Origin of the sequence: Campylobacter sp. IFREMER_LSEM_CL1097 (assembly GCF_025772225.1) — a bacterium.
GTDB lineage: Bacteria > Campylobacterota > Campylobacteria > Campylobacterales > Campylobacteraceae > Campylobacter_D > Campylobacter_D lari_D.
Window position 1 is genome coordinate 1 of record NZ_JAKMRT010000010.1, and the last position, 26,897, is coordinate 26,897.

26 protein-coding genes are annotated in these 26,897 nt (G+C 29.7%); 9 read left to right on the forward strand and 17 right to left on the reverse strand.

Annotated features, from left to right (window positions below; genetic code table 11):
• From L8W64_RS05425 to dnaE, 5 genes are all read right to left on the reverse strand, one after another.
• Nucleotides 1-1,024 (reverse strand): DUF262 domain-containing protein (locus tag L8W64_RS05425; protein WP_263673072.1); only part of this gene is annotated, 1,024 nt, incomplete at its 3' end.
• An 11-nt stretch (nucleotides 1,025-1,035) separates the two neighbouring features.
• Nucleotides 1,036-2,394 carry a DUF262 domain-containing protein gene (locus L8W64_RS05430; protein ID WP_263673074.1) on the reverse strand — a complete coding sequence of 453 codons (1,359 nt, stop codon included), beginning with the start codon at nucleotides 2,392-2,394 and terminating at the stop codon, nucleotides 1,036-1,038.
• 27 nt (nucleotides 2,395-2,421) lie between these two features.
• Nucleotides 2,422-3,249 carry an SIR2 family NAD-dependent protein deacylase gene (locus tag L8W64_RS05435; RefSeq protein ID WP_263673076.1) on the reverse strand — a complete coding sequence of 276 codons (828 nt, stop codon included), beginning with the start codon at nucleotides 3,247-3,249 and terminating at the stop codon, nucleotides 2,422-2,424.
• 9 nt (nucleotides 3,250-3,258) lie between these two features.
• On the reverse strand, nucleotides 3,259-3,687 hold the full coding sequence (locus L8W64_RS05440; protein WP_263673078.1) for a hypothetical protein: 429 nt from the start codon (nucleotides 3,685-3,687) through the stop codon (nucleotides 3,259-3,261).
• 67 nt (nucleotides 3,688-3,754) lie between these two features.
• Complete coding sequence (dnaE, locus tag L8W64_RS05445) at nucleotides 3,755-7,348, reverse strand: DNA polymerase III subunit alpha (protein WP_263673080.1); 3,594 nt, start codon at nucleotides 7,346-7,348, stop codon at nucleotides 3,755-3,757.
• 105 nt (nucleotides 7,349-7,453) lie between these two features.
• On the opposite strand from dnaE, the gene L8W64_RS05450 reads away from it, so the two are divergent.
• Complete coding sequence (locus L8W64_RS05450) at nucleotides 7,454-7,693, forward strand: SelT/SelW/SelH family (seleno)protein (RefSeq protein WP_257396702.1); 240 nt, start codon at nucleotides 7,454-7,456, stop codon at nucleotides 7,691-7,693.
• A gap of 23 nt (nucleotides 7,694-7,716) precedes the next feature.
• Here L8W64_RS05450 and L8W64_RS05455 read toward each other — a convergent pair whose 3' ends face one another.
• The 4 genes from L8W64_RS05455 to L8W64_RS05470 are packed head-to-tail and all read right to left on the reverse strand — an operon-like array spanning nucleotide 7,717 to nucleotide 11,025.
• Nucleotides 7,717-8,283 carry a DJ-1 family glyoxalase III gene (locus L8W64_RS05455; RefSeq protein ID WP_263673081.1) on the reverse strand — a complete coding sequence of 189 codons (567 nt, stop codon included), beginning with the start codon at nucleotides 8,281-8,283 and terminating at the stop codon, nucleotides 7,717-7,719.
• Nucleotides 8,284-8,295: 12 nt separating this feature from the next.
• Nucleotides 8,296-9,168: an N-carbamoylputrescine amidohydrolase gene (locus tag L8W64_RS05460; protein ID WP_263673083.1), complete on the reverse strand. Its 873-nt coding sequence runs from the start codon at nucleotides 9,166-9,168 to the stop codon at nucleotides 8,296-8,298.
• A complete protein-coding gene (locus L8W64_RS05465) occupies nucleotides 9,137-10,051 on the reverse strand; it encodes a cation diffusion facilitator family transporter (RefSeq protein WP_012661604.1) in 915 nt (304 codons plus the stop codon). The genes L8W64_RS05460 and L8W64_RS05465 overlap by 32 nt, the downstream gene beginning before the upstream one ends.
• Complete coding sequence (locus L8W64_RS05470) at nucleotides 10,048-11,025, reverse strand: agmatine deiminase family protein (protein WP_263669776.1); 978 nt, start codon at nucleotides 11,023-11,025, stop codon at nucleotides 10,048-10,050. The genes L8W64_RS05465 and L8W64_RS05470 overlap by 4 nt, the downstream gene beginning before the upstream one ends.
• A 190-nt stretch (nucleotides 11,026-11,215) precedes the next feature.
• Here L8W64_RS05470 and L8W64_RS05475 point away from each other — a divergent pair, with 190 nt between their 5' ends.
• Nucleotides 11,216-12,211: a c-type cytochrome gene (locus tag L8W64_RS05475; RefSeq protein ID WP_263673084.1), complete on the forward strand. Its 996-nt coding sequence runs from the start codon at nucleotides 11,216-11,218 to the stop codon at nucleotides 12,209-12,211.
• A gap of 23 nt (nucleotides 12,212-12,234) precedes the next feature.
• On the opposite strand, the gene L8W64_RS05480 is transcribed toward L8W64_RS05475, so the two are convergent.
• Together L8W64_RS05480 and L8W64_RS05485 are read right to left on the reverse strand one after the other, a co-directional pair.
• Entirely contained in the window at nucleotides 12,235-12,516 is a 282-nt protein-coding gene (locus L8W64_RS05480; RefSeq protein WP_263664443.1) for a hypothetical protein, read from the reverse strand.
• Entirely contained in the window at nucleotides 12,516-13,115 is a 600-nt protein-coding gene (locus L8W64_RS05485; RefSeq protein WP_263673086.1) for an MBL fold metallo-hydrolase, read from the reverse strand. Before L8W64_RS05485 ends, L8W64_RS05480 begins: the two co-directional genes overlap by 1 nt.
• Nucleotides 13,116-13,176: 61 nt before the next feature.
• Here L8W64_RS05485 and L8W64_RS05490 point away from each other — a divergent pair, with 61 nt between their 5' ends.
• The 5 genes from L8W64_RS05490 to L8W64_RS05510 are packed head-to-tail and all read left to right on the forward strand — an operon-like array spanning nucleotide 13,177 to nucleotide 17,709.
• On the forward strand, nucleotides 13,177-13,917 hold the full coding sequence (locus L8W64_RS05490) for an NAD+ synthase (RefSeq protein WP_263673088.1): 741 nt from the start codon (nucleotides 13,177-13,179) through the stop codon (nucleotides 13,915-13,917).
• On the forward strand, nucleotides 13,904-14,842 hold the full coding sequence (locus tag L8W64_RS05495; protein WP_263673089.1) for a tetraacyldisaccharide 4'-kinase: 939 nt from the start codon (nucleotides 13,904-13,906) through the stop codon (nucleotides 14,840-14,842). Before L8W64_RS05490 ends, L8W64_RS05495 begins: the two co-directional genes overlap by 14 nt.
• Nucleotides 14,817-16,226 carry a threonine synthase gene (gene thrC / locus L8W64_RS05500; protein ID WP_263673091.1) on the forward strand — a complete coding sequence of 470 codons (1,410 nt, stop codon included), beginning with the start codon at nucleotides 14,817-14,819 and terminating at the stop codon, nucleotides 16,224-16,226. The genes L8W64_RS05495 and thrC overlap by 26 nt, the downstream gene beginning before the upstream one ends.
• Nucleotides 16,223-16,948 (forward strand): 3-deoxy-manno-octulosonate cytidylyltransferase, encoded by a 726-nt coding sequence (gene kdsB, locus L8W64_RS05505; protein WP_133318833.1) that lies wholly within the window; start codon nucleotides 16,223-16,225, stop codon nucleotides 16,946-16,948. Before thrC ends, kdsB begins: the two co-directional genes overlap by 4 nt.
• Complete coding sequence (locus L8W64_RS05510; RefSeq protein ID WP_133318832.1) at nucleotides 16,945-17,709, forward strand: transporter substrate-binding domain-containing protein; 765 nt, start codon at nucleotides 16,945-16,947, stop codon at nucleotides 17,707-17,709. The genes kdsB and L8W64_RS05510 overlap by 4 nt, the downstream gene beginning before the upstream one ends.
• Here L8W64_RS05510 and L8W64_RS05515 read toward each other — a convergent pair.
• Nucleotides 17,706-18,488 (reverse strand): amino acid ABC transporter permease, encoded by a 783-nt coding sequence (locus L8W64_RS05515; protein WP_263673095.1) that lies wholly within the window; start codon nucleotides 18,486-18,488, stop codon nucleotides 17,706-17,708. The genes L8W64_RS05510 and L8W64_RS05515 overlap by 4 nt on opposite strands.
• A gap of 9 nt (nucleotides 18,489-18,497) precedes the next feature.
• Nucleotides 18,498-19,340 (reverse strand): polyphosphate kinase 2, encoded by an 843-nt coding sequence (gene ppk2 / locus L8W64_RS05520; protein ID WP_220567128.1) that lies wholly within the window; start codon nucleotides 19,338-19,340, stop codon nucleotides 18,498-18,500.
• 77 nt (nucleotides 19,341-19,417) lie between these two features.
• Here ppk2 and dsbD point away from each other — a divergent pair, with 77 nt between their 5' ends.
• Complete coding sequence (gene dsbD, locus L8W64_RS05525) at nucleotides 19,418-21,109, forward strand: protein-disulfide reductase DsbD (RefSeq protein WP_263673097.1); 1,692 nt, start codon at nucleotides 19,418-19,420, stop codon at nucleotides 21,107-21,109.
• A gap of 22 nt (nucleotides 21,110-21,131) precedes the next feature.
• Here the strand turns inward: dsbD and L8W64_RS05530 are convergent, their stop codons facing one another.
• Complete coding sequence (locus tag L8W64_RS05530) at nucleotides 21,132-22,307, reverse strand: NAD(P)/FAD-dependent oxidoreductase (RefSeq protein ID WP_263673099.1); 1,176 nt, start codon at nucleotides 22,305-22,307, stop codon at nucleotides 21,132-21,134.
• A gap of 102 nt (nucleotides 22,308-22,409) precedes the next feature.
• Between L8W64_RS05530 and L8W64_RS05535 the strand changes: the two genes are divergently transcribed.
• Nucleotides 22,410-23,774 (forward strand): sodium-dependent transporter, encoded by a 1,365-nt coding sequence (locus tag L8W64_RS05535; protein WP_214126899.1) that lies wholly within the window; start codon nucleotides 22,410-22,412, stop codon nucleotides 23,772-23,774.
• Here the strand turns inward: L8W64_RS05535 and L8W64_RS05540 are convergent.
• Genes L8W64_RS05540 through L8W64_RS05550 form a run of 3 tightly spaced genes read right to left on the reverse strand, consistent with a single transcriptional unit; the run spans nucleotide 23,745 to nucleotide 26,884 of the window.
• Nucleotides 23,745-24,629: a 1-aminocyclopropane-1-carboxylate deaminase/D-cysteine desulfhydrase gene (locus L8W64_RS05540; RefSeq protein ID WP_263673101.1), complete on the reverse strand. Its 885-nt coding sequence runs from the start codon at nucleotides 24,627-24,629 to the stop codon at nucleotides 23,745-23,747. The two genes, L8W64_RS05535 and L8W64_RS05540, sit on opposite strands and share 30 nt — an antisense overlap.
• The gene (locus tag L8W64_RS05545) at nucleotides 24,616-25,566 is read right to left on the reverse strand and encodes an OmpA family protein (RefSeq protein ID WP_133318825.1); all 951 of its coding nucleotides are present in this window, start codon (nucleotides 25,564-25,566) and stop codon (nucleotides 24,616-24,618) included. The genes L8W64_RS05540 and L8W64_RS05545 overlap by 14 nt, the downstream gene beginning before the upstream one ends.
• Entirely contained in the window at nucleotides 25,553-26,884 is a 1,332-nt protein-coding gene (locus L8W64_RS05550; RefSeq protein WP_039626332.1) for a MotA/TolQ/ExbB proton channel family protein, read from the reverse strand. Before L8W64_RS05550 ends, L8W64_RS05545 begins: the two co-directional genes overlap by 14 nt.
• Between the last annotated feature and the right edge of the window lie 13 nt (nucleotides 26,885-26,897).

Below are 26,897 nucleotides of genomic sequence, written 5' to 3' on the forward strand. Positions count from 1 at the left end.
TTTCTTTTTGTTCTATTTTTATAATTTCTAAAAGCTTATTTTTGTCTATGATAATATCTTGTTTATTGCAAATTTTATAAACATGCAATAAAAAAGTAGGAAAATCTACTATGGATTTAAATTTACCTTGGTTTGCCTTGTCTTGATTTGGTTTGTCAAATGATTTTTCAGGTTGTATGATATTATTTATATAATTATCTCCACTACTTTCATTTGATTTAGAAATCACTCTATCACTAGCTTTTTGAAAGATATAATTATCCATTTGTGAGCAAATATCCCATATATGAGCATAAAAAGCTCTTTCTTTTTCATTAATATTTGAAAGCAGTCTTGCTTTTAAAATTTCATGTTTTTCTAGTTGTTTGCCGCGGTTATTCATACGGATAAAAAAGCGATTTAAGTCAGTATTTTCGGCTAATTCTACAAAAACAAAATTTACATTACTATAAATAAAATTAGAAAACTTTGCAATATCATCATTTTTGATATTCTCTTCAAACCAATTTACTATAATTTCTAAAGCTTGTGGTATGTTTTGGCATATATCCTGTGGAAATTTTTTAATTTCTTGTAAGAATAAATTATTATCATCTTTTTTATCACTACAAAATTTAGCAAATTCCTTTAAAACTTTTTCTTCTTTTTCTCTTATAGGCATAGAAATTCTAAGTTTATCGCCTTGCATAATAAAATCTTTCCATTTTGGTTGATCGCTTGGATTTTTATAAGAAAGAAAAAATCCTATCAAAAACAAAGTTGTTAAGCGTTGTTGGCCATCTATGAGTAGATATTTATCATCTTTTTGGCTTACTACTACATTACCGATAAAGTATTTATTCTTACTTTCATTAGTTTTTATATCATTAAGTAAAGTTTGTATTTGCTCTTTATCCCACTCATATAGTCTTTGATAAGGTGGAATTTCAAAAAAAATACTTTGTTCTTTATTATCAATATTTACTATACTCTTAATACTTATAACACTTGCTTGATTTTGATTATTTACTAAATTACTTTCCATTTGTATTCTCCTTAAACTATATGCTTTTGTATGTGTTGTTTTTCATAAATTTCTTTGGTTTTTTCTAAATACCATTCTTTCCCACCATTACGCTTCTTTTGATTTGGATTTTTATTATCAATAATTGAATTTTTTGTTTTTCTTTCTTCTTCATTTTTTATAACTATAAAATCAAGTAAATTTTGCTCTAATTCCTCTTCAAAAGATACAAAATACACTTTTTCTAAAAATTCCAAAGCATAATCTCTTTGAGTAGCCCTATAAATACTTGGTCTATAAACTCTCAAACTAAAAGCAGCTCTTGCAATTAAGGCTAAGAAATAATCACTATTACCATTTGGAAATTTAGAAAAATAAATCATCATAGCAATGGCGTAAATGTATTTATTATAAATAAATCCTGTGTAATATATTTCATCTAGCTCTTGGTATAAAGCATTATTTGATAACTTATCAAAAAACTCATTGTATTTAAACAAATACTCAAAAAAATCCACCCCATTAGCAAAACTACTTAAAACCCCTAAATCTTCCTTGCTATAAAGGAATTTATCACTAAAAAATTCTTTACAAAACTCTTCGTATGCTTTAATATCATTAGCATTAATGCTTTTGTGCTTTAACCATGCTCTAGCAGGTGCTAAAAGCTCATCAAATAAAATAGTGATTTTCCTTTCATCTTTTGCAAGATTTTCAAATTTCCTTGCATAATAACCTAGCATACTACCTTGTTTTTTCTCTAAAGAATACAAATGAAAAGCCTTTATAAGATCATATGATTTTAAACCTTTACCTTTTGAATTTGCACTATCAAAAAACAAAAACGCATCATCTTCGCTTGGAGCTAAAACGCAGATAAATTCTATATTTTTTAAAAGAAAATTTAAAAACTCGCATTCTTTATCACTACAACTTTCAAAATAAGCTTTTATATACTCGTAATTTTCTTTGATATGGTATTTTGACTCATTATGAGAGTATTTAACATTATTTAAAAAATTACATTTACATAAAACTCTTAAAATCAAAGCCAAAGTAGTAAGGCGTTGTTGGCCATCTACTATATTAAACTTTTTTTCTGTATTTTCTGTATTTTCTGTATGTAATATCAAACTTCCTAAAAGATATTTTTGTTTTTCAACATCTTGTTTATTTTGGTTTTTATCTATTTGTTCGCTTATATCTTTTAAAAGAATTTTAACTTGCTCTATACCCCAAGCATAAGGGCGTTGATAATCAGGTATGTTTAATAAAAACTTATCTTTTGAAAATATATCTGATTTTTGATCATTTTTACCATCTACTTTACCACACACCAACTCTTTCAAACTTACAACGCAAGATTTTACTTTTGTATTTTCACCACTCATTTACAACCTTTCTAAATTTTAAGCTTATTATATCAAGCTATCTATCATTTCCAAAGCTTCCAAAGCTTTCATCTTAAGCCCTATGCCATTTCTAAAAAACTTTGGAAAATCACACTCATTTGGATTGATCCTTAAAAGTGTTCTAGCTTTGCTTTTTTTACAAAAATTCTCGCCAAATATACGCATACTAGGTACAGCCTTACCAGCTCCAAGCTCTATAAGCAAGATGTTTTTATCCTCTAAGGGTTTAAGCCAGTTTTTATAACTTTGCTTTTGTAAAAAATAACGGCTATCATTAAAACTACCATCATTAAACATCAAGATATTTGGTCTTGCTAAACCTTGACATCTAGGACATTTTGGCAAAGATAAGGCTTTGAAATTTTCCATATCTATATCTAATTCCTCTTGCATTTGCCAGATCAAATCACCGCATGCATAATTAAAACATTGCAAGTAATTTATATTTCCATGAAATTCATAAATTTTATTCTCATCAAAACCAGCCTTTTTAAAATGTCCATCTACATTAGTCGTAACGACATAATAATCTTGTTTGCTTTTTGCAAGTTTTAAAAGTATTTCATAACCTTTATGTGGCTTAGTATCTTTGTATAATTTAAATCTATGTCCATAAAAAGCCCAAGCAAGCTGTGCATTTGTATAAAAATTTGTAGGATTAGCCATGCGTTCAAAGTCTATGTCTAGTTTTTGCAAATGCGGATAAGCTCTCCAAAAACCTTCTTTTCCTCTAAAATCAGGCAAACCACTATCTACTCCCATGCCAGCTCCAGCTGTGATGATGATTACCTCTGCTTTGTCTAAAGCTTCTTTTATATAAGTTTGTATTTGCATTTTTTACCTTTAAAAATTTTCATAATCAAATTTCCTAGCCTCATGTAGCTCTTTGGCTACTTCAAGGCTCATTTCCCAAAAAACTGCATTCATAGATTTTGGCATGCAATTTTCATCTTCGTATTTTTTGTTTATAGCCTTATAAACCTCATCATTTTCCTCACAATCAACAGCAAGACTACCTAAATAAGGATACAACAAATACCCCACCGGAGCCGTATCAAATACCATAGTTAGTTTTGTTTTTGGAAAATTTTCTTTCATAAAAGCTAAAAATTCATCTCTAGCTTTATAATCTGTCTTGTCTTGATCAAACAAATCGCTATATTTTGTTTTATTGACATGAAAATCATTATTTGGAGTGTTAAAACACATCCAAAAAGATTTTTTACCTTTTTGGATGGTATAATCTTGAATAGTCTCAAGTGCTAAAGCCATTTTTTATCCTTTTTATATTGTATTGATATAATTATACTATATAAAATGGACTTTTAATGTCTATATTTTAACCTTTACATTTTTGAGCTATCACATCCATAGCTTCTTGCGAGAGAACAAAATTTGTATGATAAAGCAAGCAGCTACCCATATCAAGTACTTTTAACACAAGCTTTTTGTTATTAGCATCTTTTGGATTATGTCTTGTATTAGCTAGATCATAAATTTCATACACCATATCTTTACTAAGCTTATTAATGTCAAGTTCTATGATATTTTCTTCAAATTTCATAGGATCTTGTGTAAATTCTTCTTTGTTTTCTTTTTTTGCAAAGCTTTTTTTCTTACTAAAAGATTTTAGCTCATTTTCCTTTGCTTCTTCTAGTGTATAAATTTCATTTAAACTAAAGCTTAAGTCATTGTCATTGTTTTTATATCTTAGTAAAAAGGCAAAGGCTTCATCTTTGCTTTCTTTAAAAAGTGTTTCAACTTTTTCTACTTGAGTTTCAAAAATAATCATATCAAAAGAAGAATAAAAGTCTAAAACCACAGCCTTAGCATATCTTTTACCACTTTTACTCATCATTGATTTAAAATCTTCAATCTTTCCTACAACCAAAAGCTCACCCTCGCCTTTGAGTGTTTCAAAATCCATACTTTTAAAATATTCTATACCTTCTATTTGACTTGCAAATTTATCCAAAGGATGGCCTGATACATAAATTCCTAAGATTTCTTTTTCATAGCCTAGTTTTTCCATTAACTCAAATTCTACTTTGCTATCATGAAGCCCTACTTTGATATCTGCGGCTATTTCTTCTTCTCCAAAAAGAGAAGCAGTAGAATTTCTTTTAACTTCAGCTATTTTTCTACTTGTTTCTGAAATAAGCTCAAGATTATCTACTAAACATTTTCTAGTATAACCAAACTCGTCAAAAGCACCTGATTTAGCTAAATTTTCTATAGTTTTTTTATTAATCTTAGTAGGATCAATAGAGCTTATAAAATCATCAAAATCACTAAAGCCCTCTTCCTTGCGAATAGTCATGATATTTTCTATCGCAGGAATTCCCACACTCTTAATCGCTCCAAGCCCATAAATAATAGCTTCAGAACCATCTTCAAGCTTAGTTGCACTAAATTCTCTTTGAGCTTTATTGATATTTGGTGGCAAAAGCTTGATATTCATTCTTTTCATCTCTTCAATGTATTTTGCGACCTTATCCACATTGCTTTCTTCGCTTGTTAAAAGCGCAGCCATAAACTCACTTGGATAATAAGTTTTTAAATACGCTGTTTGAAAGGTTATAAGTGCATAGGCAGCCGAGTGAGATTTATTAAAACCATATTCAGCAAATTTCAAAATAAGCTCAAACAAATCATCAGCCTTTTTCTCATCATAGCCTTGTTTTTTAGCTCCTTCTAAATACTCTGCTTTAAGATTGTCCAAAATTTCTCTTTTTTTCTTACCCATAGCACGACGCACATTATCAGCTCCACCCAAAGAAAAACCACCAATTTTTTGCACTATTTGCATAACCTGCTCTTGATAAACTATAACCCCATAAGTGTTTTCAAGTATAGGTTTTAAATCTTCAAATGCATAAGTAGCAGCCTTTCTACCATGTTTAATATCGATAAAATCATCCACCATCCCACTATCAAGTGGTCCTGGTCTATATAAAGCCAAAACCGCGATTAAATCTTCAAATCTTTCAGGCTTTAACCTAGCATTCAAACTTTGCATACCGCCTGATTCTATTTGAAAAATACCCAAGGTATTACCACTTTGTATGGTTTTATAAACCTTAGGATCATTCATATCAATCTTTTCCCAAATTACATCTTTACCATAGCGCTTTTTTACTAGCTTAATCGCATTATCAATTACTGTAAGAGTTTTTAAACCCAAAAAGTCAAATTTGATTAAATCTACATCTTCAAGATATTCTTTAGAATACTGGGTTACCAAATGACGCTCATCATTTTTGCTTTGTCTAAAAAGCGGAGCTTTATTCCACAAAGCTTCATTAGATATCACAACTCCGGCCGCGTGCATACCTGCATTTCTATTTAAACCCTCTAGTGCCTTAGCAAAATCCCAAACTTGACGCCCCTTTGGATGAGAATTTACAAATTCAGCTATTTTTGGTTCTTGCTCATAGGCTTTTTCTAAAGTAATTTTTAGCTCTTCAGGAACTAATTTTGCCAAAGCATCTGCATCAGGTATGCTCATATCACAAACCCTAGCTACATCACGGATTACCCCCTTTGCTAAAAGCTTACCAAAGGTAATGACTTGTGCAACCTTTTCAGCTCCATATTTATCGATCACATAATCAATCACTTCCCCTCTTCTATCTTGACAAAAATCCACATCAATATCGGGCATTGATACACGCTCAGGATTTAAAAATCTCTCAAAAAGAAGATTATAAGGTATAGGATCTAAATCTGTAATTTTCAAACAATACGAAACTAAACTCCCCGCTGCACTCCCACGCCCTGGGCCAACTGGTATATCTTTTTCCTTAGCTGCGGCGATAAAATCATGAACGATTAACATATAACCTGAAAATTTCATATTTTTAATAATACTAATTTCTAAATCAAGCCTATCTTTATACTCTTGGTGCTTACTCTCATCGATAAATTGAAGTCTTTCTTCTAAGCCTTTTTTACAAAGATACTCAAAAACTATATCATCATTATCAAAGCTAAATTCTTGATCTTCTTGTGCTAGATTTAAACTATATTTTTTTGCATATTCACGGGTAAATTTAAAATTTGGTGGGGTTGGATCGCCCAGTTTTAATTCTAAATTGCATTTATTAGCTATTTCTTGAGTATTTTCAATGGCTTCAGGAATATCAGCAAAAAGCTCGCTCATTTGCTCTGGCGTTTTTACATAAAACTCATGCACCTCATGTCTTAAACGCCCTGGATCATCAAGCTTAACCCCCATAGCTATACACATAAATACTTCATGAGCAGCCGCTCTTTCTTTAAAAGTGTAATGCGTATCATTAGTTGCAATAATTTTTATATCAAGCTCTTTAGCAAGTTTGATGATAGAATCATCAATAAATTTTTGATCATCAATACCATGACGCATAATTTCAAGGTAAAAATCATCTCCAAAAACCTTTTTATACCATAAAGCTGCTTCTTTTGCACCCTCATAACCCTTTGCGCCAAATTTTATATTTCTTTCATTCTTGGTATTTAAATGCCAATTAACCTCACCTTGCAAACACGCAGAAGAGCAAATCAAACCCTCACTATGAGCCTCTAAAAGCTTTTTATTAATCCTTGGGTAATAATACAAGCCATGTATATAACTTTGCGAGCTCAAATACATCAAATTTTTATAACCAATTTCATTTTTAGCAAATAAACAAAGATGAAAACGCTGTCTTGAGCTTTTATCACTTAAATCATCGTGATTATGTAAATATGCTTCAAGCCCTATAATAGGCTTAATTCCTTCAGCTCTCATTGTTTTATAAAAATCAATAGCACCAAACATATTTCCATGATCAGTCATAGCAACACTTGTTGCACCTTGTGCTTTTAGCGTTTTAGCTAGCTCTTTGAGTTTATTTGCTCCATCAAGTAAAGAATATTCTGTATGTAAATGTAAATGTGTAAATTGGCTCATATTTTTCCTTGTATTTTTTTATTATTATAAAAAAAAACCTTAAATTTAAAACTTACAAGCATAAAAAATGTATAATAGCTTACTTTCAAAAAAAGGAGTAAAAAAATGGAAGTAAAAATTTATTATTGTAATCTTTGAAATTACAAACCACAAGCTGCAAGGGTTGCAGAAGAAATACAAAATGAATTCAAAGATGCGCAAATTTCTACCATAGAAAAAGGTGGTGGTCATTTTATAGTAGAAGTAGATGGTAAAATCATTTACTCTAAAAAAGACTTGTTTAATTGTGAAGTAGATAGATTTCCTCATGAGGGTGAAATTACCAAGCTTATGAAACAAATGTAAGCTAAACCCTCATTAGCGAGGGTTTATTTTGTTAAAGGAACAAGCATACCTTCATAAAGTTTTTGATAAATTTCTTCTGAGCATAAATGTTTAGCAAGCTCTAAACCAAATAAAATAGCCGTAGCAGGCCCAGCTGCTGTGATGACATTTTCATTTACCACAACTGCTTTATTTACTCTTATACCTTCAATACCCGCTTCACAACCAGGATAGCAAGAAAACTCCCCGTTAATCACCCCTGCTTTTGCCAATACCATAGGTGAAGCACAAATAGCAGCTACGATTTTTTTCTTAGCATGTAAATCTTGTATGATTTTTATGATAAGTGAATTGTTTTTTAAATTCATCATACCTTCAAATCCACCCGCCAAAGCAATTGCATCTAAATTTTCTTGATCAACACTAGCCAAACTCACATCAGCCCTTATGCTAATTCCATTAGCTCCTTGCACTAAAAGCTCATCATCTAGCGAAGCAATAATTACTTCTAAATTCCCACTAGCCTCCCCTGCTCTTTTTAAAACATCAGCTATACCTATAAACTCAGCTTCTTCAAAACCTTTTGCCAAAGGCACTAAAACTTTTTTCATTTTTTTCTCCTTTTAGTCAATAAATCTTTTATTTAATTCATGAAAATATTCTATGCGTCTATCGCGTAAAAATGGCCACCATCTACGCACATTTTCACATCTTTGCATATCAATTTCAACGATTTTACAAAGCTCTTGTTTATCATCAGTCCTAAAAAGCTCTTCACCTTGAGCCCCAAAAACAAAAGAATTCCCCCAAAATCTTATACCTTCTTCCACACCGCTTTCATCTTTTTCAAAACCCACTCTATTAATAGCTACTACAGGTAAGCCATTAGCTATAGCATGACCTCTTTGCACGCCTATCCAAGCTTCAAGCTGTCTTTGTTTTTCTTCTTTTTCATCCTTATCAAACCAACCTATAGCAGTAGGATAAATCAAAATTTGAGCTCCCTTTAAAGCCATTAACCTAGCAGCTTCAGGATACCATTGATCCCAGCATATTAAAATCCCAAGCTTTCCAACACTTGTTTGTATAGGCTCAAAACCCAAATCACCTGGAGTAAAATAAAATTTTTCATAAAAACAAGGATCATCAGGAATATGCATTTTGCGGTATTTGCCTGCTATGGAGCCATCTTTTTCAAATACCACACTAGTATTATGATAAAGCCCTGCACTTCTTTTTTCAAATAAAGAAGTTACCAAAACAACTTTATTTTCCCTAGCTACATTAGACCAAAATTTAACATCCTCTTCATAGTCATTTGCCAAATCAAAAAAGTTTGTATTTTCACTTTGACAAAAATACTGCGTTTGATGAAGCTCTTGCAAACACACAAGCTCAGCCTTTTCTTTTGCTGCTTGTTTAATAAGTTCGCATGTTTTTTCTATAGTTTTTTCTTTATTTTGTTTAAATTCTTGCTGAATGAGCGCTAATTTCATTTTTACTCCTTTCTTCTTCTGAATCATCATAAGGATCTAAATGTATATGGATATTCCAAAAATCATCTTTAAAATGTTCTCTTATGCTATCTTCAATCTCATCACCAATCTCATGAGCTTTTAAAAGTGATATTGTAGGTTCAAAAACTAAATGCACACTAACATAAAGCATATCAGGACTTTTTCTAGTTTTTAAATGATGAAAACTTTTGACTTCTTTATTTGCACTTATGATTTGTTTAATCACTTCAACTTGTTCTTTATCAATAGCTACATCTAATAAAATTTTAGAACTTTCCTTAATGATTTTAAAAGCTGAAAAAATCGTATATAAACTTATAGCTATGCCAAATAATCCATCAATAAAATGATAATTTGTAAAAGCTATAATCACAAGTGCTAAAAGCGTTAAAGCATTAGTCAAAAAGTCTATTTTATAGTGTAAGCTATCAGCTTTTATAATCAAGCTTTTTGTTTTCTTAGCAACATAATTTAAAAAAACCACCAAACACAAAGTCACAGCCATAGCAAAAGCCATGACAAAAATTCCAAGATCAAGTTTTTCTACACTTTCTTGATTGTGAATTTTCAAAACACTCTCATAAAAAATATAAACCCCAATCCCACTAATAACAAGACCTTCAAAAAGCCCCATTAAAGCTTCAATTTTACTAAGGCCAAAATTATATTCCTTGCTAGAGCCTTGAGAGCTTTTTTTCAAAGCTAAAAAATTTAAACCCGAAATCACACAATCAAGCAAAGAATCAATCGCGCTAGAAAGTACTGCAACAGAACCTGAAGCTAATCCTACTGCAAATTTTATAATAGCTAAAAAAATAGCACATACACTTGCAATGATAGTTGCGCTTTTTTGTAAATTCATCTTTGACCTTCATAGCGGTTTTGACAAGAGCAATGCAAAGAACCATTTTGTCTTAAAAACACCCTTGCATCAACCCCTACTACTTTTCTATCTTTGCATGCTTTTTGTAAATTTTCTAATACCAAAGCATCATTTTCATCATTATAAGTTGGCACTATCAAACCACCATTAACAAAAACAAAATTTGCATAAGTAGCACCAAGTCTTTTACCTTCAAAATACAAAGGCTTAGGTAAAGGAAGCTCTAATAAATCAAATCCTGTTTTTTTAAGTTCCTCTTCCATAGCCTTTAAAGGTTTATAATGCTCATCATTTTCATCTTTACACACACAATAAGCAATAGTTTTTTCATTTATAAATCTTGCTAGAGTATCTATATGATGATCAGTATCATCGCCTTTTATATAACCATGATTTAACCATATAATTTGTTTTAAGCCAAAAATTTCTTTTAACTTAGCTTCAATTTGCTCTTTATTAAAATGTGAATTTCTATTTTCATTTAACAAACAAGCACTCGTTGTAAGCATTACTCCTTGCCCGTTAAAATCAATACTCCCACCTTCTAAAATAAGATCAATTTTTTCTAATTTTCCAGATAATTTTTGTGCAAAAAGTTTTGAATTTACCGCATTATCTAAAGAACTTTGAAATTTATCGCCCCAAGCATTAAAAGTAAAATCAAGCCCTATAATTTTATCATCTTCACGCACATCAATTGCACCAAAATCTCTAATCCAAGTATCATTAGTATCACACTTAAAAAAATCTACATTTTTTATATGTTTAAATCTTTGAAAATCTTTTTCACTTGGAGCAATAAGTAAAACTTTTTGAAAATTTGCCACAGCTTTAATAAATTCCTCATAGCTTTGCATAATTTCTTCTAAATAAGGACTCCAATCGCTATTTTTATGGGGTAATGAAAGTAAAAGTAGCTCTTGTTTTTGCCATTCTGCTATGCTTTTTCTCATTGATAATTTCCTTTGATAAAATGTATAAAAAGGTAACATTAATTACATATTCTAAAAAATATTAATAATATCATTTTTATCTTTAAAAACGGCATAGTAGTATTTAAAGATACTTTTACATTAAAAACATTTAATATTTTTTTAAATTTCAAGTTATAAGATGAAAATAAGACAAGTTTAAGGAGGTAAAATGAAAAAAATTGTATATTCTGTCTTATCTTTATCTTTTTTAATGAGTTCTGCTTTTGCCATTGATCAAGCAAAACTTCAAGCAAAAAAGCAAACAGGTATCCATTTACAAAGTGCACAATGGAAAGTCCCAAATACTATAGAAAATGGTATTATCATTGAAGATAAGCTTCCAAATTCACCTTATACTCAAGCAGTCATTTTGGGTAATAAAATTTTAAATTACACCACAAACTATATAGGACCTCAAGCAAAAAATCCTAAAAATCGTTATACAGGTAATAATCTTTCTTGCTCAAGCTGTCATGCTAATGCTGGAACTATAAAAAATCAATCAGGTTTTGTAGGAATTTATGCACGCTTTCCACAATATAATGCAAGAGCGGATAAAATAATCACTCTAGAAGATAGGATTAATGGCTGTATGGAAAGATCCATGAATGGCAAAAGGCTTCCAAACAACTCTCCTCAAATGAAAGCCATACTTGCTTATATGCATTATATTTCTCAAGGTATAGAAGTAGGAGCAAAAACACAAGGACAAGGATTACCTAAAATATCCTTTTTAAAAAGAGCAGCAGATCCTAAAAAAGGTAAAGAAATTTATCAAAATAAGTGCGTAGCCTGCCATGGAGAAAATGGAGAGGGGATAAAAAGTAATGATCCTAGTATGAGTTATTACATATATCCTGCTTTATGGGGAAATGATAGTTACAACACAGGTGCTGGCATGTATAGACTTATCAAAGCTGCAAGTTATATCAAAGCAAATATGCCAAAAGATGATGCAACCTTAACTCTAGAACAAGCTTATGATGTGGCAGCTTATATTAATTCTCAACCAAGACCTATTAAAAAGAATAGAAATAAAGACTTTCCAGATCGTGATGTAAAACCTGCAGATATGGATGTAAAACCTTATGCTAAACATGATAAATTTAGTATAGAGCAACATCGTTATGGTCCTTTTGAACCTTTATATATTAATACAAAATAATTTTTAAGAATAGCTAATTCTAGCTATTCTTTTTTTAAAACCCAAGCAAAATACCATATCGCAAAAGATAAAAGCAAAATCATAAAAAGCTTTTTATCATACACTCCAAAACCAATATAAAGCACAGAATACATAAAACCAAAACTTCCTACATAAATGCAAATTCTACTCATTAAACCATTTTCTACTGCTCTAAAACATGGACATTTGTGAAAAAATTTCTTTTTTGTTTCTTTGGGTTTAAAAAAACTCAAAATCGCACTTAAAATCAGTAAAAAACTTAAAAAATATAAAACCTTATCCATTAATGAAAATACCTTAACCAAGCAGAAATTGCACTTTGCTCTTCTCTTAAAGAACTTTCTTCTCCATGCCCTGGAAAAAGCTTAAAATTTTTTTCATAAGCTAAAACTTTAAGCAAACTCTCTTTCATCTTAGTTGCATCTGAGTAAGGAAAATCCCACCTACCAATACTACGATAAAATAAAAAATCCCCACTAAAAAGCACATCTTTGCCCACAAGTTCTATCATACAACACCCTGGAGTATGCCCTGGGAAATGATGAAATTTAAACTTAAACTCATCTATACTAAATTCATTTTCATTTTCTATCAATACATCAGCACTTGAATGCTCAAAACCATAATTAAAAGGATCTTTTAGCATAAAAGCATCATCTTTATGGATAAAAATTGGAATTTCATAAGCCATTTTAACTTTAGCATTATCATAAACATGATCATAATGACCATGGGTATTTAAAATAGCTAAAGGTTTGCTTGTATTTTCTTTGATAAACTTATAAGCATTTTCTCCTGGATCGATGATAATTTGCTTGTTATTATGATCTATAATATAACAATTTGTTTCATACATTCCACATGGTTGTTTTAAAATACGCATATAAACTTCCTTTTAACTAAATCAAATATAATTTTAAAAAATTAATATTTAAAGATTTTTTATGAATTATACAAAATTACAAGAATTATTGATCAATTTTATAAAAGAACAAGCAAGAGATAAAAATCTCATCTTAGGTTTAAGCGGTGGGATAGATTCAGCTTTAGTAGCTCATCTTTGCAAAAAAGCAGTAGGTGAAAAACTTTTTGTGCTTTTAATGCCTACAAAATATTCTAAAAAAGAAAATTTAGATGATGCATTAATGCTTTGTAAAGATTTGCAAATTCATCATAAGATCATTTATATTGATGAAGTACTTTGTGCTTATGAAAAAATTTGTCAAGATTTAAGCCATTTACGCTTTGGGAATTTAGCTGCAAGAGTGCGTATGAGCTTGCTTTATGATTATTCAGCCTTGCATAATGCTTTAGTGGTAGGCACTTCTAATAAAAGCGAACTTATGCTTGGTTATGGAACTATTTATGGAGATTTAGCTTGCGCTTTTAATCCTTTAGCTACACTTTATAAAAGTGAAGTTTTCGAGCTTGCTAAATTTATAGGTGTACATGAAAATTTCATACAAAAAGCCCCTAGTGCTGATCTTTGGCCAAATCAAAGCGATGAAAAAGATCTTGGCTATAAATATGAAGTTTTAGATGAAGTTTTAAAAGCTTTAGAAAATAATCAAAGCTTAGAAAATTTTGATGAGAATTTAAAAAATTTAGTCTTAGAGCGTGTGCAAAATAATGCCTTTAAAAGAAAACTTCCAACAACATTAAAGAATACATATGACTTGGCTTGATCGGTATTTTTTTAAACCTAATTTTTTGCAAAAAATTCTAGCCTTTTTGCTTTTACCTTTTAGCTTTTTATATATGATTATAGCTATTTTAAATACTAAATTTAAAAAAGAACTTGATTTTAATTTACCCATTATAAGCATAGGTAATCTAACCCTAGGAGGCAATGGAAAAACTCCCATTTGTAAAGCCATAGCTGCTGAGTTTGAAAATTGTTTTATCATCTTAAGAGGCTATAAAAGACAAAGTGAAGGCTTAATCATCGTTAAACACAAAGATAAAATTTTATGCAGCATTAAAGAAAGTGGCGATGAAGCTATGGAGTATGCACTTACAAAGCACATTAGTGGAGTGATAGTAAGTGAAGATAGAGTTAAAGGCATACAAAAAGCTATCGAACTTGGAGCAAAGATCATACTTTTAGACGATGCTTTTTCTAAATTTCATATTAAAAAACTTAGTATTTTATTACAAAGCAAAGATGAGCCTTTTTTTGATTTTACCCTACCTAGCGGGGCTTATCGTTTGCCAAAATCTTTTGCTAAAAGGGCTGATTTTATAGCTAAAGAAAATGAAGATTTTGTGCGTTATTCTCATGTAAAAGAAAATCAAAAAGCTATTTTAATAAGCTCTATTGCAAAGCCTTTTAGATTATATGAGCATTTTATTAAAGCTAGGGCTTGTTATTTTTTTGCTGATCATTATACTTTCAAAAAAGAAGAATTAGAAAAACTTTTAAAAAAACACAATTGTGACACCTTAATGCTAACCTTTAAAGACTATGTCAAGGTAAAAGATTTTGGCTTTAAAACAGAATTAATTCATCTTGATATTATTTTAAAAGACGGCTTTAAGCAAATTTTGCAAGATTATATTGATAAATTTAACAATAAGGAAAAAAATGTTACTACACTCAACCCAAGATAAAAATCACCAAGTAAGCTTTTCAAAGGCCTTACTTAGCCCTAGTGCATCTAATAATGCTTTATATGCACCACTTAATCTGCCAAAGCTTGATAATGAAGCTTTAAAAAATTTAAATTACAAAGAATTAGCTTTAAAAATTATCGCAGCTTTTGATTTTGATTTAGAGCTTGAAGTTTTTGAAAAAGCTTTGAAAACTTATGAGAGTTTTGATGATAAAACCTGCCCTATTAATTTGAAAAAAATCAATGATAAGCTTTATATTAATGAATTATTCCATGGGCCAACAAGAGCTTTTAAAGATATGGCTTTGCAACCTTTTGGCGTGCTTTTAGAATACTTAAAAAAAGATGATGATTTTTTAATCATGTGCGCTACAAGTGGTGATACAGGACCTGCTACACTAAAAAGCTTTGAAAATAAAAAAGGCATAAAAGTAGTTTGTATTTACCCAAATGAAGGTACAAGTAAAACTCAAGCTTTACAAATGACACATTCAAATGCAAGCAATTTAAAATCCATAGCCATTGAAGGTAATTTTGATGATGCACAAAATGCTCTAAAAACACTTTTGAATGATGAGGATTTTAAAAATATTTTAAAAGAAGAAAAGTTAAGTCTAAGTGCTGCAAATTCGGTTAATTTTGGAAGAATACTTTTTCAAATCATCTATCATTACTATGCTAGCTTAAAAATTGATAAAACAATAGACATTATTGTGCCGAGTGGAAATTTTGGCGATGCTTTGGGAGCTTATTATGCTAAAAAAATGGGAGCAAATATAGGTAAAATTAAAATTGCTTCCAATTCAAATAATATCTTAAGTGAGTTTTTTAATACAGGCAAATATGATTTAAGAAATAAAAGCTTGCAAAAGACTATTTCCCCTGCTATGGATATACTCATATCATCAAATATAGAAAGATTACTTTTTGATAAATTCAAAGATGAACGCACCAAAGAGTTAATGCAAGCTTTAAAGAATGAAAAATATTATGAGCTTAGCCAAAAAGAACTAGAGCTTTTACAAGAAGACTTTGAAGCTGATTTTTGCAATGATGATGAGTGTATGCAATATATCAAACAATACAGCCACTTAGGACTTTTAGATCCTCACACTTGCACTTGCTTTAAAATGCTTGATTCTAACACCACGACACTCATCACTTCCACAGCACAATGGAGTAAATTTACCCCAAGTATGTATCAAGCAATTTATAACAAAGAATGTCAAGATGAACAAGCTTGTATGCAAGAACTTGCAAAAGAATTTAAGCAAGAAATTCATCCAAATATTGCAAGCTTATTTACAAGCACTCAAAAACAAAATCAAGTTTACAAACTCAAAAATCTAAAACAAACTATTATAGAATGGATAAAACAATGATAATCATACCAGCAAGATTAAAATCAAGTCGTTTTAAAAATAAAATTTTATGTGAGATTGATAATTTACCTATGTTTATTTATACAGCTAAAAAAATGCAAGAAGTTGATGAAGTGTATGTGGCACTTGATGATGAAGAGGTTTTAAAAATAGCACAAAAACACAATATAAAAGCAGTTTTAACAAGCAAAAATCATGAAAGTGGCACTGATAGGATCAACGAAGCTTGTCAAATTTTAAAACTAAATGAAAATGAGCTAATTATTAATGTCCAAGCTGATGAGCCTTTTATAGAAACACAAAATATTAAAGATTTTAAAGAATTTAGCCAAAAAGCTTTTGAAGATGAGCTTTGTTTTATGAGTAGTTGCTACAAAGAAGTAGATGCGAAAGCTTGTGATGATCCAAATTTGGTTAAAGTAGTTACTGATAGTAATGATTATGCTTTATATTTTTCAAGATCTAAAATTCCTTATGAAAGGGCAAATTATAAACAAAATTTTAAAGCCCACCTTGGAATTTATGCATATAGGGTTAAAAATTTACAAGAATTTTGTACTTTGAAAAACTCAGCTTTGGAAGAATGTGAAAAATTAGAACAATTAAGAGCCTTAGAAAATGGCAAAAAAATCAAAATGTTAAAAATACAAAGTCAAAGCATAGGTATAGATACAAAAGAAGATTATGAGAAAGCTTTGGCTAAATTTGGAGTTAAAAAATGAAAAAAATACTTTTTTTACTAAGCTTATTTTTTACACTTCATGCAAAAGAATTAATCGTAGGTATGGAACTGGCCTACCCTCCTTTTGAAATGAGTGATACTAAAGGCAATCCAAGTGGTATTAGTGTAGAGTTTTTACAAGCCTTTGCCAAAGAAAAAAACTATGATTTAAAAATTCAAAACATAGCTTGGGATGGACTTATACCTGCTTTAAGAACTCAAAAAATAGATCTAATCATGTCTTCTATGAGTATAAGCGAGCAAAGAAAAAAAGTAATAGATTTTACCTTGCCTTATGCTAAGGCAAATTTAGCGATATTAAGCGCTAAAAAATCAAATATTAATTCCATAGAAGATTTAAATCAAAAAGGAAAAATCCTTGCTTTAAAAAGAGGTTCAAGTGCGCATTTATATGCTCAAAAAAATCTTAAAAATGCAAAAATCCTAGTATTTGATAAAGAAAATGCAGCTATTTTAGAAGTCATTCAAGCAAAAGCTGATGCTTTTATTTATGATCAAATGAGTATTTATAAAGCATGGAAAAAACATCCTGAGCAAACAAAAGCTATTTTTACCCCTTTTGAAAAAACACCTGAGCAATGGGCCATAGCTTTAAATAAAAACAATACCAAATTAAAAGAAGAGCTCAATGAGTTTATTTTAAAATCTAAAAAAAATGGTCTTTTTGATAAACTAAGTCAAAAATATCTCAAAGATATGCAAGAAGTTTTCAAAGAACAAAAGCTTGAGTTTTTCTTTTAAGAAAAACTCTTTTCAAGCTTTCTTGAAAACATAGAAATAGGTAAAGTTAAAACCAAATAACAAAGCGCTAAGGGAATATAAATTTCTAAAGTAGAAAAGGTAAAAGCATTAATTTCTTGAGCATTTTGAGTTAATTCTGAAATAGCTATAACGCTTAAAAGAGAGCTATCTTTGATCAAATTACTAAGTTGTCCACTTAGTGGTGCTAAGATATTTTTTAAAGCTTGAGGAAAAATCACACTTTTATAAATTTCAAACTCACTCAAACCCAAAGCCTTAGCACTTTCATATTGCATTTTATCAACACTTAAAATCCCTGCTCTAAATATTTCACAAATATAAGCACTAGCAAATAAAGCTAAAATCAAAACTCCACAAACATAGCGATTATCAAGCCCCAAATTATCTGCAAAAATATAATAAATCAATAAAATTTGCACTAGCAAAGGTGTGCCTCTAATAAGCTCTATAAAAACTCTTGCAAACATATTAAAAAGTACGATTTTACAAAGACTCATATAACACAAAATCAAAGCAAAAATCACACCTATAATCAAAGACAAAACACTAATAAAAAAACTCGTAAAAAAACCTTGTATCATTTTGTCTTTATACTCATAAATTGCCATAAAATCAAAATTATAACTAGCGCTTAAAAAAGATAAATAAAAAAATAAAAACAATAAAAATGCTAGCAAAAAGGCATTAACTGCAAACACCTTTGGACTGATTTTTTTATGCTCATTAAATTTATTACGCACTATAAAAAGATGATTCAATTCTAGCCTTTATTTTTTATCAAATTTTTTAAGTTTTTCATCATTTAAACTAAGTTCCATCTTACGAATTTCTTCCTCACCGCTACGGACTAATTTTTTATCATATTTAAAATACTTATTTTTAATTTTATTTGGATACTCTAAAGAATTAAGTAGATATTTAAATAAATTTATCCTTGCTTTCTTTTTACTATCTGAATTAATGATCACCCAAGGACATTTTGGTGTATTAGAAGCTAAAAGCATAGAATATTTGGCTAGAGTGTATTTATCCCATAATTCTTGTGATTTTTCATCAACAACAGAAAGTTTGTATTGTTTTAGCGGATCTGTTCTCCTTTGCTCAAAACGCCTTTTTTGCTCTTGTTTGGAAACTGAAAAATAAAATTTAAAAAATAAAATTCCACTATCAAGTAGCATTTCTTCAAAAGAAGACACCTCACGCAAGAATTTTTTATGCTCATTTGGAGTACAAAAGCCCATCACAGGTTCCACCCCTGCTCTATTATACCAAGATCTATCAAAAATCACTATCTCTCCTGCTGCAGGCAAATGTGTCACATAACGCTGAAAATACCACTGAGTTCTTTCCACATCACTTGGTTTTTCAAGTGCTACCACACGACAACCTCTAGGATTTAAATGTTCAATTAATCTTTTAATAGCACCACCTTTTCCTGCTGCATCACGCCCTTCAATTAAAATCAAAACTTTTAATCCTTTATCTTTGACATGATTTTGAAATTTTAAAAGCTCGATTTGTAATCTTCTAAGCTCGCTTTCATACTCAAGTGTTGATTTTTTCACTTTAATAAGAGTAAATTTATCCTTATCCACAACAAACTCCTTAATTTAGGATAATTATTAACTTAAATTTACCACAAATAAGTAAAATAAAACAAATTTAATTTTCAATTTCAAGGAGAAAAATGCGTTTTTTAGCGGTATTTTTTATTTTTTTAAATTTAGCTTTTGCTAACAATGGAGTATTATCACTTAATGAAGCCTTTAAACTCAATACTCACAGCAATAATCAAGGAATTTTTTTAAAAATCAATCTTGCAGATAGAATTTATCTTTATAAAGATCAAATCAAAGTAGAATTAAACTCTAATGATATTACTTCTTTATTAAATTTCCCACAAACTCAAACTAGAGAAAACAAAGAAGTAATTTTTAGCCAACTTGAACTTTTCATACCTCAATTATTATTAGATGATTTTATTAAAAACAACAAAGCAAAACTTTCCCTAGCTTATCAAGGTTGTTCAGAAGAAGGTTTATGCTATCGTCCTGTATATGTAAATTATGAGCTTAATAAACAAAATGGAATTTATGCTATAAAATCCACTAAAGATCAATTTAAAAAGCAAAATGAAGATGAACAAATTGCTAATGATTTAAGTACGCAAAATATATTTATCACACTTTTGACTTTCTTTGGTTATGGCTTATTACTAGCATTTACTCCTTGCATTTTACCAATGATACCTATTCTTTCTTCATTAATTGCAATGAAGCTCAAAGACAAACCATCTAAAAAACATAGCTTTTATTTATCTTTTATCTATGTCTTTTTTATGTCTTTAGCTTATGCTATAGCAGGTGCTTTAGTGGGCCTTGCAGGAGCTAATGTGCAAGGTTTATTACAACAACCTTGGATTATCATTACTTTTGCAGGTATTTTTGTATTGCTCTCACTTTCTATGTTTGGCTTTTATGAATTACAACTGCCACTTAAATTTCAAAATTTTATCAATAAAAAAATAGAAGGCAAAAACGGGGTTTTTGGTATAGCTATCATGGGCTTTTTATCAGCTCTTATTGTAGGACCTTGCGTGGCTGCACCTTTAGCAGGGGCTTTGCTTTATATTACTAATAGTGGCGATGTATTTTTAGGAGGACTTTCTTTATTTGTGATGAGTTTTGGTATGGGCATGCCTTTACTTTTAATAGGTCTTGGAGGAAATCTTTTAAAAAGTGGGGCTTGGATGCTTAAGATAAAGATTTTCTTTGGTTTTATCATGCTCATTATGGCAGTTTGGATGCTAGAAAGAATACTTAGTGTAAATATCATTTTGATACTTTATGGAATTATAGGGGTATTTTTTGTTAGTTTTATGGGTTTATTTGATGAAGCTAAAACTAATTTTGATAAATTTAAAAAAGCAAGTATGATTTTAATTTTAGCTTATAGTTTAAGCCTAATTTTAGGCGGCTCAATGGGTTCAAAAAGCTTACTAAAACCTCTTGAGTTTAACCTTACTTCAAAAGAAAATAGCCCTAGTTTAAGTTTTAAAACCATTAAAAATTTAAAAGAACTTAAGCAAGAATTACAAAATTCTACCAAACCTGTTATGCTTGAATTTACAGCCGCTTGGTGTGAAAACTGCAAGCTCTTAGAAGAATATACTTTTACAGATGCTAAAGTACAAAATTTACTTGCTAATTACACACTTTTAAAAGCAGATGTAACACACAATAGCCAAGAAGATTTAGCTCTTATGAAAGAATTTGGAGTTTTTGGGCCTCCTGTGATGATATTTTTTAACAAAAGTGAAGAAAAAGGACGCATTATAGGCTATGTAGATGCAAATGAATTTTTAAATAGAGTTCCTTAAAGGACTCTATTTAAAATTAATTTTATTTCAAAAAACCTTTCAATCCTTCAAGCTGATATTGCCATAGTTTTTCTATAAAAATTTTAAGTTTTATTGCCAAAAGACCGCTAATTGGTTTATGTAAAACCGTGCCAACTGCATAATCTTTTCCGATTGAACAAACGGTATTTCCACTCACAAAAGAAAATTCTTGTTTAAATTCTTTCTCATCAATCATAGCCATTAAAGCTTTAGCCACATAAGCTCCTTCTCTTAATGCAAGCTGGGCTGTTGGAGGATATGGAGTGTTAGTTTTAGGGTTTTTAAATAAACTATTATCGCCTATAAAAAAGTATCTTGACGCATTTTCAACATTTAATGGATGCATGAAAGCATCTACTTCTATACGCGATCTTGTGCTTGGAAAATCTGAGCTATTTTCTATAACACTATTACCTCTAACTCCTGCAGTCCAAATAATAGTATTAGCTTTAATAAATTCTCCCCCATCAAGCCTTATACCATTTTTTTCACATTCTATAATTTTAGATTTTTCATATACTTTCACACCAAGTGCTTCTAGTCTTTGCTTTGTTTTTAGAGCCAAACTTTTATCAAACATAGGTAAAATTTGATCCATAGCTTCAATAATAGAGAGTTCTAATTTCTCATAAGAAATTTGCTCTTTTTGACAAAATATTTTAAGCTCTTTAGCTAAAGAAGCTACAAATTCAACCCCACTTAAACCCCCACCACAAACTGCGATTTTTAAATCATCTTCATTTTGGGTGGTTTTGTAATTTTTTATTTTCTCATATATTATTTCATTAATTTTTAAAGCATTTTCATAATTATCTATACTCAAAGCATATTCTTGCATACCTTTAATACCAAAAGTTTCTTTGGCAAAACCAAGCCCACATACTAAAATATCAAAGTCAAATTCATTATTTTTAGTAAAAACTTTGTCTTTAGAAATTTTTAAAACTTCATCTTGGATAAAGTTGATTTTTGGATTTAATAAAGGTAAAAGATCATATTTTGAACTATAAATATTTTCATTTGAAGCTACTTTGTGTAGTAAAATAGTATGATAATGATAAGAATTGTTATTAATCAAACTCACTTGTGCTTTTTCAAAAAACTCATCAGGTAAGGCTTTTATAGCCGATAAAGTAGCATATCCTGCACCTAAAAACAAAATTTTCTTTTTTTGCATGGATTTTCCTTTAATTTGATAAAAAAATAAATAAAAATTTGGCATAATGGTATTATTTTTTATCTTAAAATATTTTTTATTTAAATTTAGCAAGGAAAAAGCATGCAAAGACAAACTTGGAGCAATACGCTAACTTATATCCTTACAGTAGCAGGAGCGACTATTGGTTTTGGAGCCACTTGGCGTTTTCCATATTTAGTGGGTGAAAATGGAGGCGGTGCTTATGTTTTGGCCTTTTGTATAGCTATGATTTTTATAGGAATTCCTGTGATTTTGGTCGAAAATGTCATAGGAAGACGCAGAATGCTAAATTCAGTCGATGCTTTTGGCGGAAAAACAAGCGATGGAGTTAAAATATCTAATTCTTGGCAAGGTGTTGGCTATATGGGACTTTTGGGAAGTTTTGGAATCATGGCTTATTATATGGTAATAGGTGGATGGGTTTTAGCTTATATTTTTAAAATCATCATAGGTGATTTTAATCTTTCAAGTCCCATTAACGCTCAATATACAAGCGAATTTTATAGCTCTACTATAGAAAATAATCCTTTATTAATAGGAATTTTTACTACTATATTTGTGATAATTAACTGGATTATCTTAAAAAAAGGTGTGATTGATGGCATAGAAAAGTCAGTAAAATACCTTATGCCATTTTTATTTATCTGTCTTTTGGTTGTTGTTGCGCGCAATTTAACTCTCGAAGGAGCAAGCGAGGGTGTGAAATTTTACCTTACTCCTGATCTTTCCAAAATCACTCCCAAATTATTTATAGATGTTTTAGGGCAAGTATTTTTTGCCCTATCTTTAGGCTTTGGTGTAATGATAACCTTATCATCTCACCTTAAGAAAAATGAGAATTTAATCAAAACTTCTGTTTATACAGGAATTTTAAACACCCTCATAGCAGTGCTTGCTGGATTTATGATTTTCCCTGCTTTATTTAGCGTAGGTTTAACCCCTGATAGTGGACCATCTTTGGTTTTTAAAACTTTACCTGTTGCATTTTCACATATACCTTTTGGAAGTATAATTTGTGTGTTTTTCTTTTTGCTTTTAATCATCGCTGCACTTACTACAAGCTTACCAATTTATCAAGTAATCATTAGTGTTTTAGAGGAAAAATTTAAACTAGCTAAAAATACCGCTATTAATCTAACACTTGGAAGTATTTTTGTTTTAGGAAATTTACCATGTATACTTACCTATGGTCCTTTAAGAGATATTACTATCATCAAAGGAAAAAATATTTTTGATAGCTTTGATTTTATTAGTGGAAATATATTCTTTGTTTTAACCGCATTTTTTTGTTGTATTTATGTAGGTTGGGTGCTTAAAAAAGATGCTATTTATGAACTTTCCAATCAAAATACCCTAAAAGGAAGTATTTTTAAACTATGGTATTATTATGTTAAATTTATTATACCTTTGATTATCTTAGTGATTTTTTATTTTGGAATTTTTTAATTTATACTCATAACGCTTTAACATGCTTATATTTCCTTCAAGGCCTCCTTGATGGATATATAAGATTTTTCCACCAAATTGCTCTTTATGAGCTAATAAAGTTTTAAAACCCACCATATCATAAAGCAAATCAAACTCCACTCCACATTCTTTTTTTAAATCCTTATAAAGATCATAAAATTCCAAATAAGACTTAGCAAAATGATATTTTTTAGGTGGATTTAGTATGGTTAAATTATTAAAATCATAATTTGGCTCTAAGCTTAAAATTTGCTCTTTTAAATATGCACTATCGCCCACACAAGCACATGTAAAAACTTTAAATTTACTATGTTTAGCCAAAAAAGCCGCAGAAGTTCCTGTACCTGAAGGTAAAAAAATACTTACTTTTTCACTTAACTGCTCACTAAGCTCTAAGGCTAGTTGCTGGTATCCAAATTCAGCTTCTTTTATAGCCACACCCTCTTCTATAAAAATATCATCATCTTTTTTCAAGGCTAAAGCTTGCAGTCTTCTTGTGGGATAATTTATATTTTCTATCAACTCCACATTGTGTTTTAATGCAAATTCTAAATTTCCATGGGGATTTTCTTTTAAAAAAGAACTCATTTTTTCACAAACAAAAATAAGCAAAAAATCATTTTCGTAACAAAACTTAGCTAAAGCAACTAAAGCATTACTTTGAGAGGAGCCAAAAGAAATAAATCTTTGTCCTTTTTTAAATAAATGTTTATTTTTTTCAAAAAAGGCTAGTTTTCTAGCCTTATTTCCATTAATATAACCTAGTAAATCATCTCTTTTAAGTAAAAATTCAAAATCTTTGTATTTTAAAACATCAATTCTACTTGCTATCAAGGTATTTTTCAACCTTTTCTAAAGCATTATTTGTATTGATATTAAACTTAATCTCTATTCTACGACTTGCCTCTTTGTCTTCTTTACCATCTTTCATAATCACATCAGAATAAGATCTACCACTTGCCATTAAAAGTTTTTGCAATCTTGGATCTTTGTAAAATGAGTGTATAAAACTCATCACAGCATAAGCTCTTTTTTGTGATAAATCAAGATTATATATATAAGAGCCTGCACTATCTGTGTGACCTTCTATGACTATATTTTCTATACTATTTAAGATATTTTCATCTTTTAAGATATTGTCAAAATACTGTGTTAAAATTGCCTTTAAATTCTCTTTTGCTTGAGCTTTTAGAGTAAAAGAATTTGTATCAAAAAGCACTTCAGAAGGTAAAACTATCGCGCCTGTATTAGAATCTAAGGTAATATTAGTATCAAATTTTGCTTGAAGATTTTTGATAGTATTTTCTTTGATTAATCCTAGTTCTTTGATTTTGCTTTTCGCCTCATCAAAATTACGCTCTAATTCTTTGATTTCCTCATCTTTTTTATTTAATCTTTCAAGTAAAGCAAAAATTTGCTGATCTTTTTCATCTAAACTTGAATTTAAATCTTGATTAAGTTTAGTAATATTAGCTTCTAAAGCTTGTTTTTGTTTGCTGATATTATCAAGCGTACTTGAGGTATTACTTAATTTTTGGCTAAGACTTTTTAAAATATCTTCTTTTTGGTTTAATTCTTCTTTATTCTCTCTTAAGCGTTCTTCTTGTTTTTGCAAATTTTCTTTTATGATTTGTAAATCACTTTGAGTTAAAACATACTTAACAACTATAGCTCCAATAAGCAAAATAAATATAAAAAGCAAGCCTGCCATTAAATCTGCATAAGCTATCCAAAAATTATTTTCTTCATTGCTAGAATTATTTTTTATCATCTATTTTTTCATCTTCTTTTTGATTTTCAAGCTTTGCAATAACTTGTGTGGTTTGCTCATCTAATTCTTTGCTTTCTTCTTTAAATTCTTGCATTAGTGAAATTTTTTCGTCAATATTTTTTTCATCTTCATAAGCTTCTTTAAAAGTATGCATGCCCTCTATAATACTTGCCCTAAAGCCTTCAAAAAGTTTAGTTTGATTATCAAGCATAAGATTTTGATATTTTTCAATATTATTTGAAAAATTATTTACCTTTTCATCTAAAGCACTCACACTTTTATCTAAATGCACAATCTTATCTGAACTCACATCTAAGAGTCTATTATATTGCTCTGAAATTCTTAAGGTTAAATCTTTTATGTTTGAATTTAACATATTTACCGCATTTGCAATCTCGCTATAAGTTTTAACAATATCTTTTTGCTCTCTTTGGGTTTTAGATAAATCACTCATAGTTTGTTTTACATGCTCACTGCTTAATCTTACAGCTTTTTCTTCAGCATTTACAAGTTCTTGAAAAACTTTGAATTTTCTATCTATTGTATTATCTAGTTCTTTAAAAAATTCCTCATTGCTTACATGTTCAAAAATCGTGCCTATTTTTTCAAAATGTTGCAAACTTTCTTGGAGATATTTTCTATCAATTTCTTCTTTAGACCAAAAAAAATCGCTTGTTGCGTTTTTTTGACGATTTAGAAGTTTTTGGAATTTACTACTACCGTATTTTTCAAAAAATATCCACCAAAGTGCTAAGAAAATTCCATAAATTGATACATAAAAGGCTGTTCCTACTCCATTTAATAAAACTGAAATCTCTTGTTCTAAGCCTGCTGTGTCGCTTGAATTAAAATTTGGCATAGACATGGCTATACTTATAAAAGTTCCTAAAATACCAAGCATAGGAAAAATAGCTGCACCCACAGAAGCAAAATTTTCATTTCTCAAATCTTTCACATAAGCATATGCAAAATCATCAAAGCTAGCATTTGACTTTGTTTCTTTACCTATAACTAAAAAATGCTTCATAATATAGCGTTTTAATATCAGCTTAAACTCATCTTTTTGTTGCTCAAAAATACTTGAAGCATAATCAGCACTATGTCTAGCAAAGATCAAAGCCACTAAAAAGATAATCCCTATCATTACAACACTATGTAATTCTACTTTAAAATCAATCTTTCCAAAATACCCTAAAAGCACTAAAATATACAATATAGCAGGGATAAAAATAATCTTTAAATAAGCAACAATTCCTGTGCTACCTTTTCCTTCAGGTAATACAAGATCAGAAAAATCATCAGTTGTTTTAACTTCCATTTTATAAACCTTT

Bases quoted from the DNA above. Each gene is read 5' to 3' on its own strand.
- L8W64_RS05485 (WP_263673086.1), bottom strand. From the start codon at position 13,115: ATGCGTATTTTAAAACAACCATGTGGAATGTATGAAACAAATTGTTAT.
- L8W64_RS05430 (WP_263673074.1), bottom strand. From the start codon at position 2,394: ATGAGTGGTGAAAATACAAAAGTAAAATCTTGCGTTGTAAGTTTGAAA.
- thrC (WP_263673091.1), top strand. From the start codon at position 14,817: ATGTTACTACACTCAACCCAAGATAAAAATCACCAAGTAAGCTTTTCA.
- L8W64_RS05545 (WP_133318825.1), bottom strand. From the start codon at position 25,566: ATGATAAAAAATAATTCTAGCAATGAAGAAAATAATTTTTGGATAGCT.
- L8W64_RS05550 (WP_039626332.1), bottom strand. From the start codon at position 26,884: ATGGAAGTTAAAACAACTGATGATTTTTCTGATCTTGTATTACCTGAA.
- kdsB (WP_133318833.1), top strand. From the start codon at position 16,223: ATGATAATCATACCAGCAAGATTAAAATCAAGTCGTTTTAAAAATAAA.
- L8W64_RS05470 (WP_263669776.1), bottom strand. From the start codon at position 11,025: ATGAGAAAAAGCATAGCAGAATGGCAAAAACAAGAGCTACTTTTACTT.
- L8W64_RS05475 (WP_263673084.1), top strand. From the start codon at position 11,216: ATGAAAAAAATTGTATATTCTGTCTTATCTTTATCTTTTTTAATGAGT.
- L8W64_RS05455 (WP_263673081.1), bottom strand. From the start codon at position 8,283: ATGAAAAAAGTTTTAGTGCCTTTGGCAAAAGGTTTTGAAGAAGCTGAG.
- L8W64_RS05510 (WP_133318832.1), top strand. From the start codon at position 16,945: ATGAAAAAAATACTTTTTTTACTAAGCTTATTTTTTACACTTCATGCA.
- dnaE (WP_263673080.1), bottom strand. From the start codon at position 7,348: ATGAGCCAATTTACACATTTACATTTACATACAGAATATTCTTTACTT.
- L8W64_RS05535 (WP_214126899.1), top strand. From the start codon at position 22,410: ATGCAAAGACAAACTTGGAGCAATACGCTAACTTATATCCTTACAGTA.
- L8W64_RS05530 (WP_263673099.1), bottom strand. From the start codon at position 22,307: ATGCAAAAAAAGAAAATTTTGTTTTTAGGTGCAGGATATGCTACTTTA.
- L8W64_RS05465 (WP_012661604.1), bottom strand. From the start codon at position 10,051: ATGAATTTACAAAAAAGCGCAACTATCATTGCAAGTGTATGTGCTATT.
- L8W64_RS05440 (WP_263673078.1), bottom strand. From the start codon at position 3,687: ATGGCTTTAGCACTTGAGACTATTCAAGATTATACCATCCAAAAAGGT.
- L8W64_RS05435 (WP_263673076.1), bottom strand. From the start codon at position 3,249: ATGCAAATACAAACTTATATAAAAGAAGCTTTAGACAAAGCAGAGGTA.
- L8W64_RS05490 (WP_263673088.1), top strand. From the start codon at position 13,177: ATGAATTATACAAAATTACAAGAATTATTGATCAATTTTATAAAAGAA.
- dsbD (WP_263673097.1), top strand. From the start codon at position 19,418: ATGCGTTTTTTAGCGGTATTTTTTATTTTTTTAAATTTAGCTTTTGCT.
- L8W64_RS05495 (WP_263673089.1), top strand. From the start codon at position 13,904: ATGACTTGGCTTGATCGGTATTTTTTTAAACCTAATTTTTTGCAAAAA.
- L8W64_RS05460 (WP_263673083.1), bottom strand. From the start codon at position 9,168: ATGAAATTAGCGCTCATTCAGCAAGAATTTAAACAAAATAAAGAAAAA.
- L8W64_RS05480 (WP_263664443.1), bottom strand. From the start codon at position 12,516: ATGGATAAGGTTTTATATTTTTTAAGTTTTTTACTGATTTTAAGTGCG.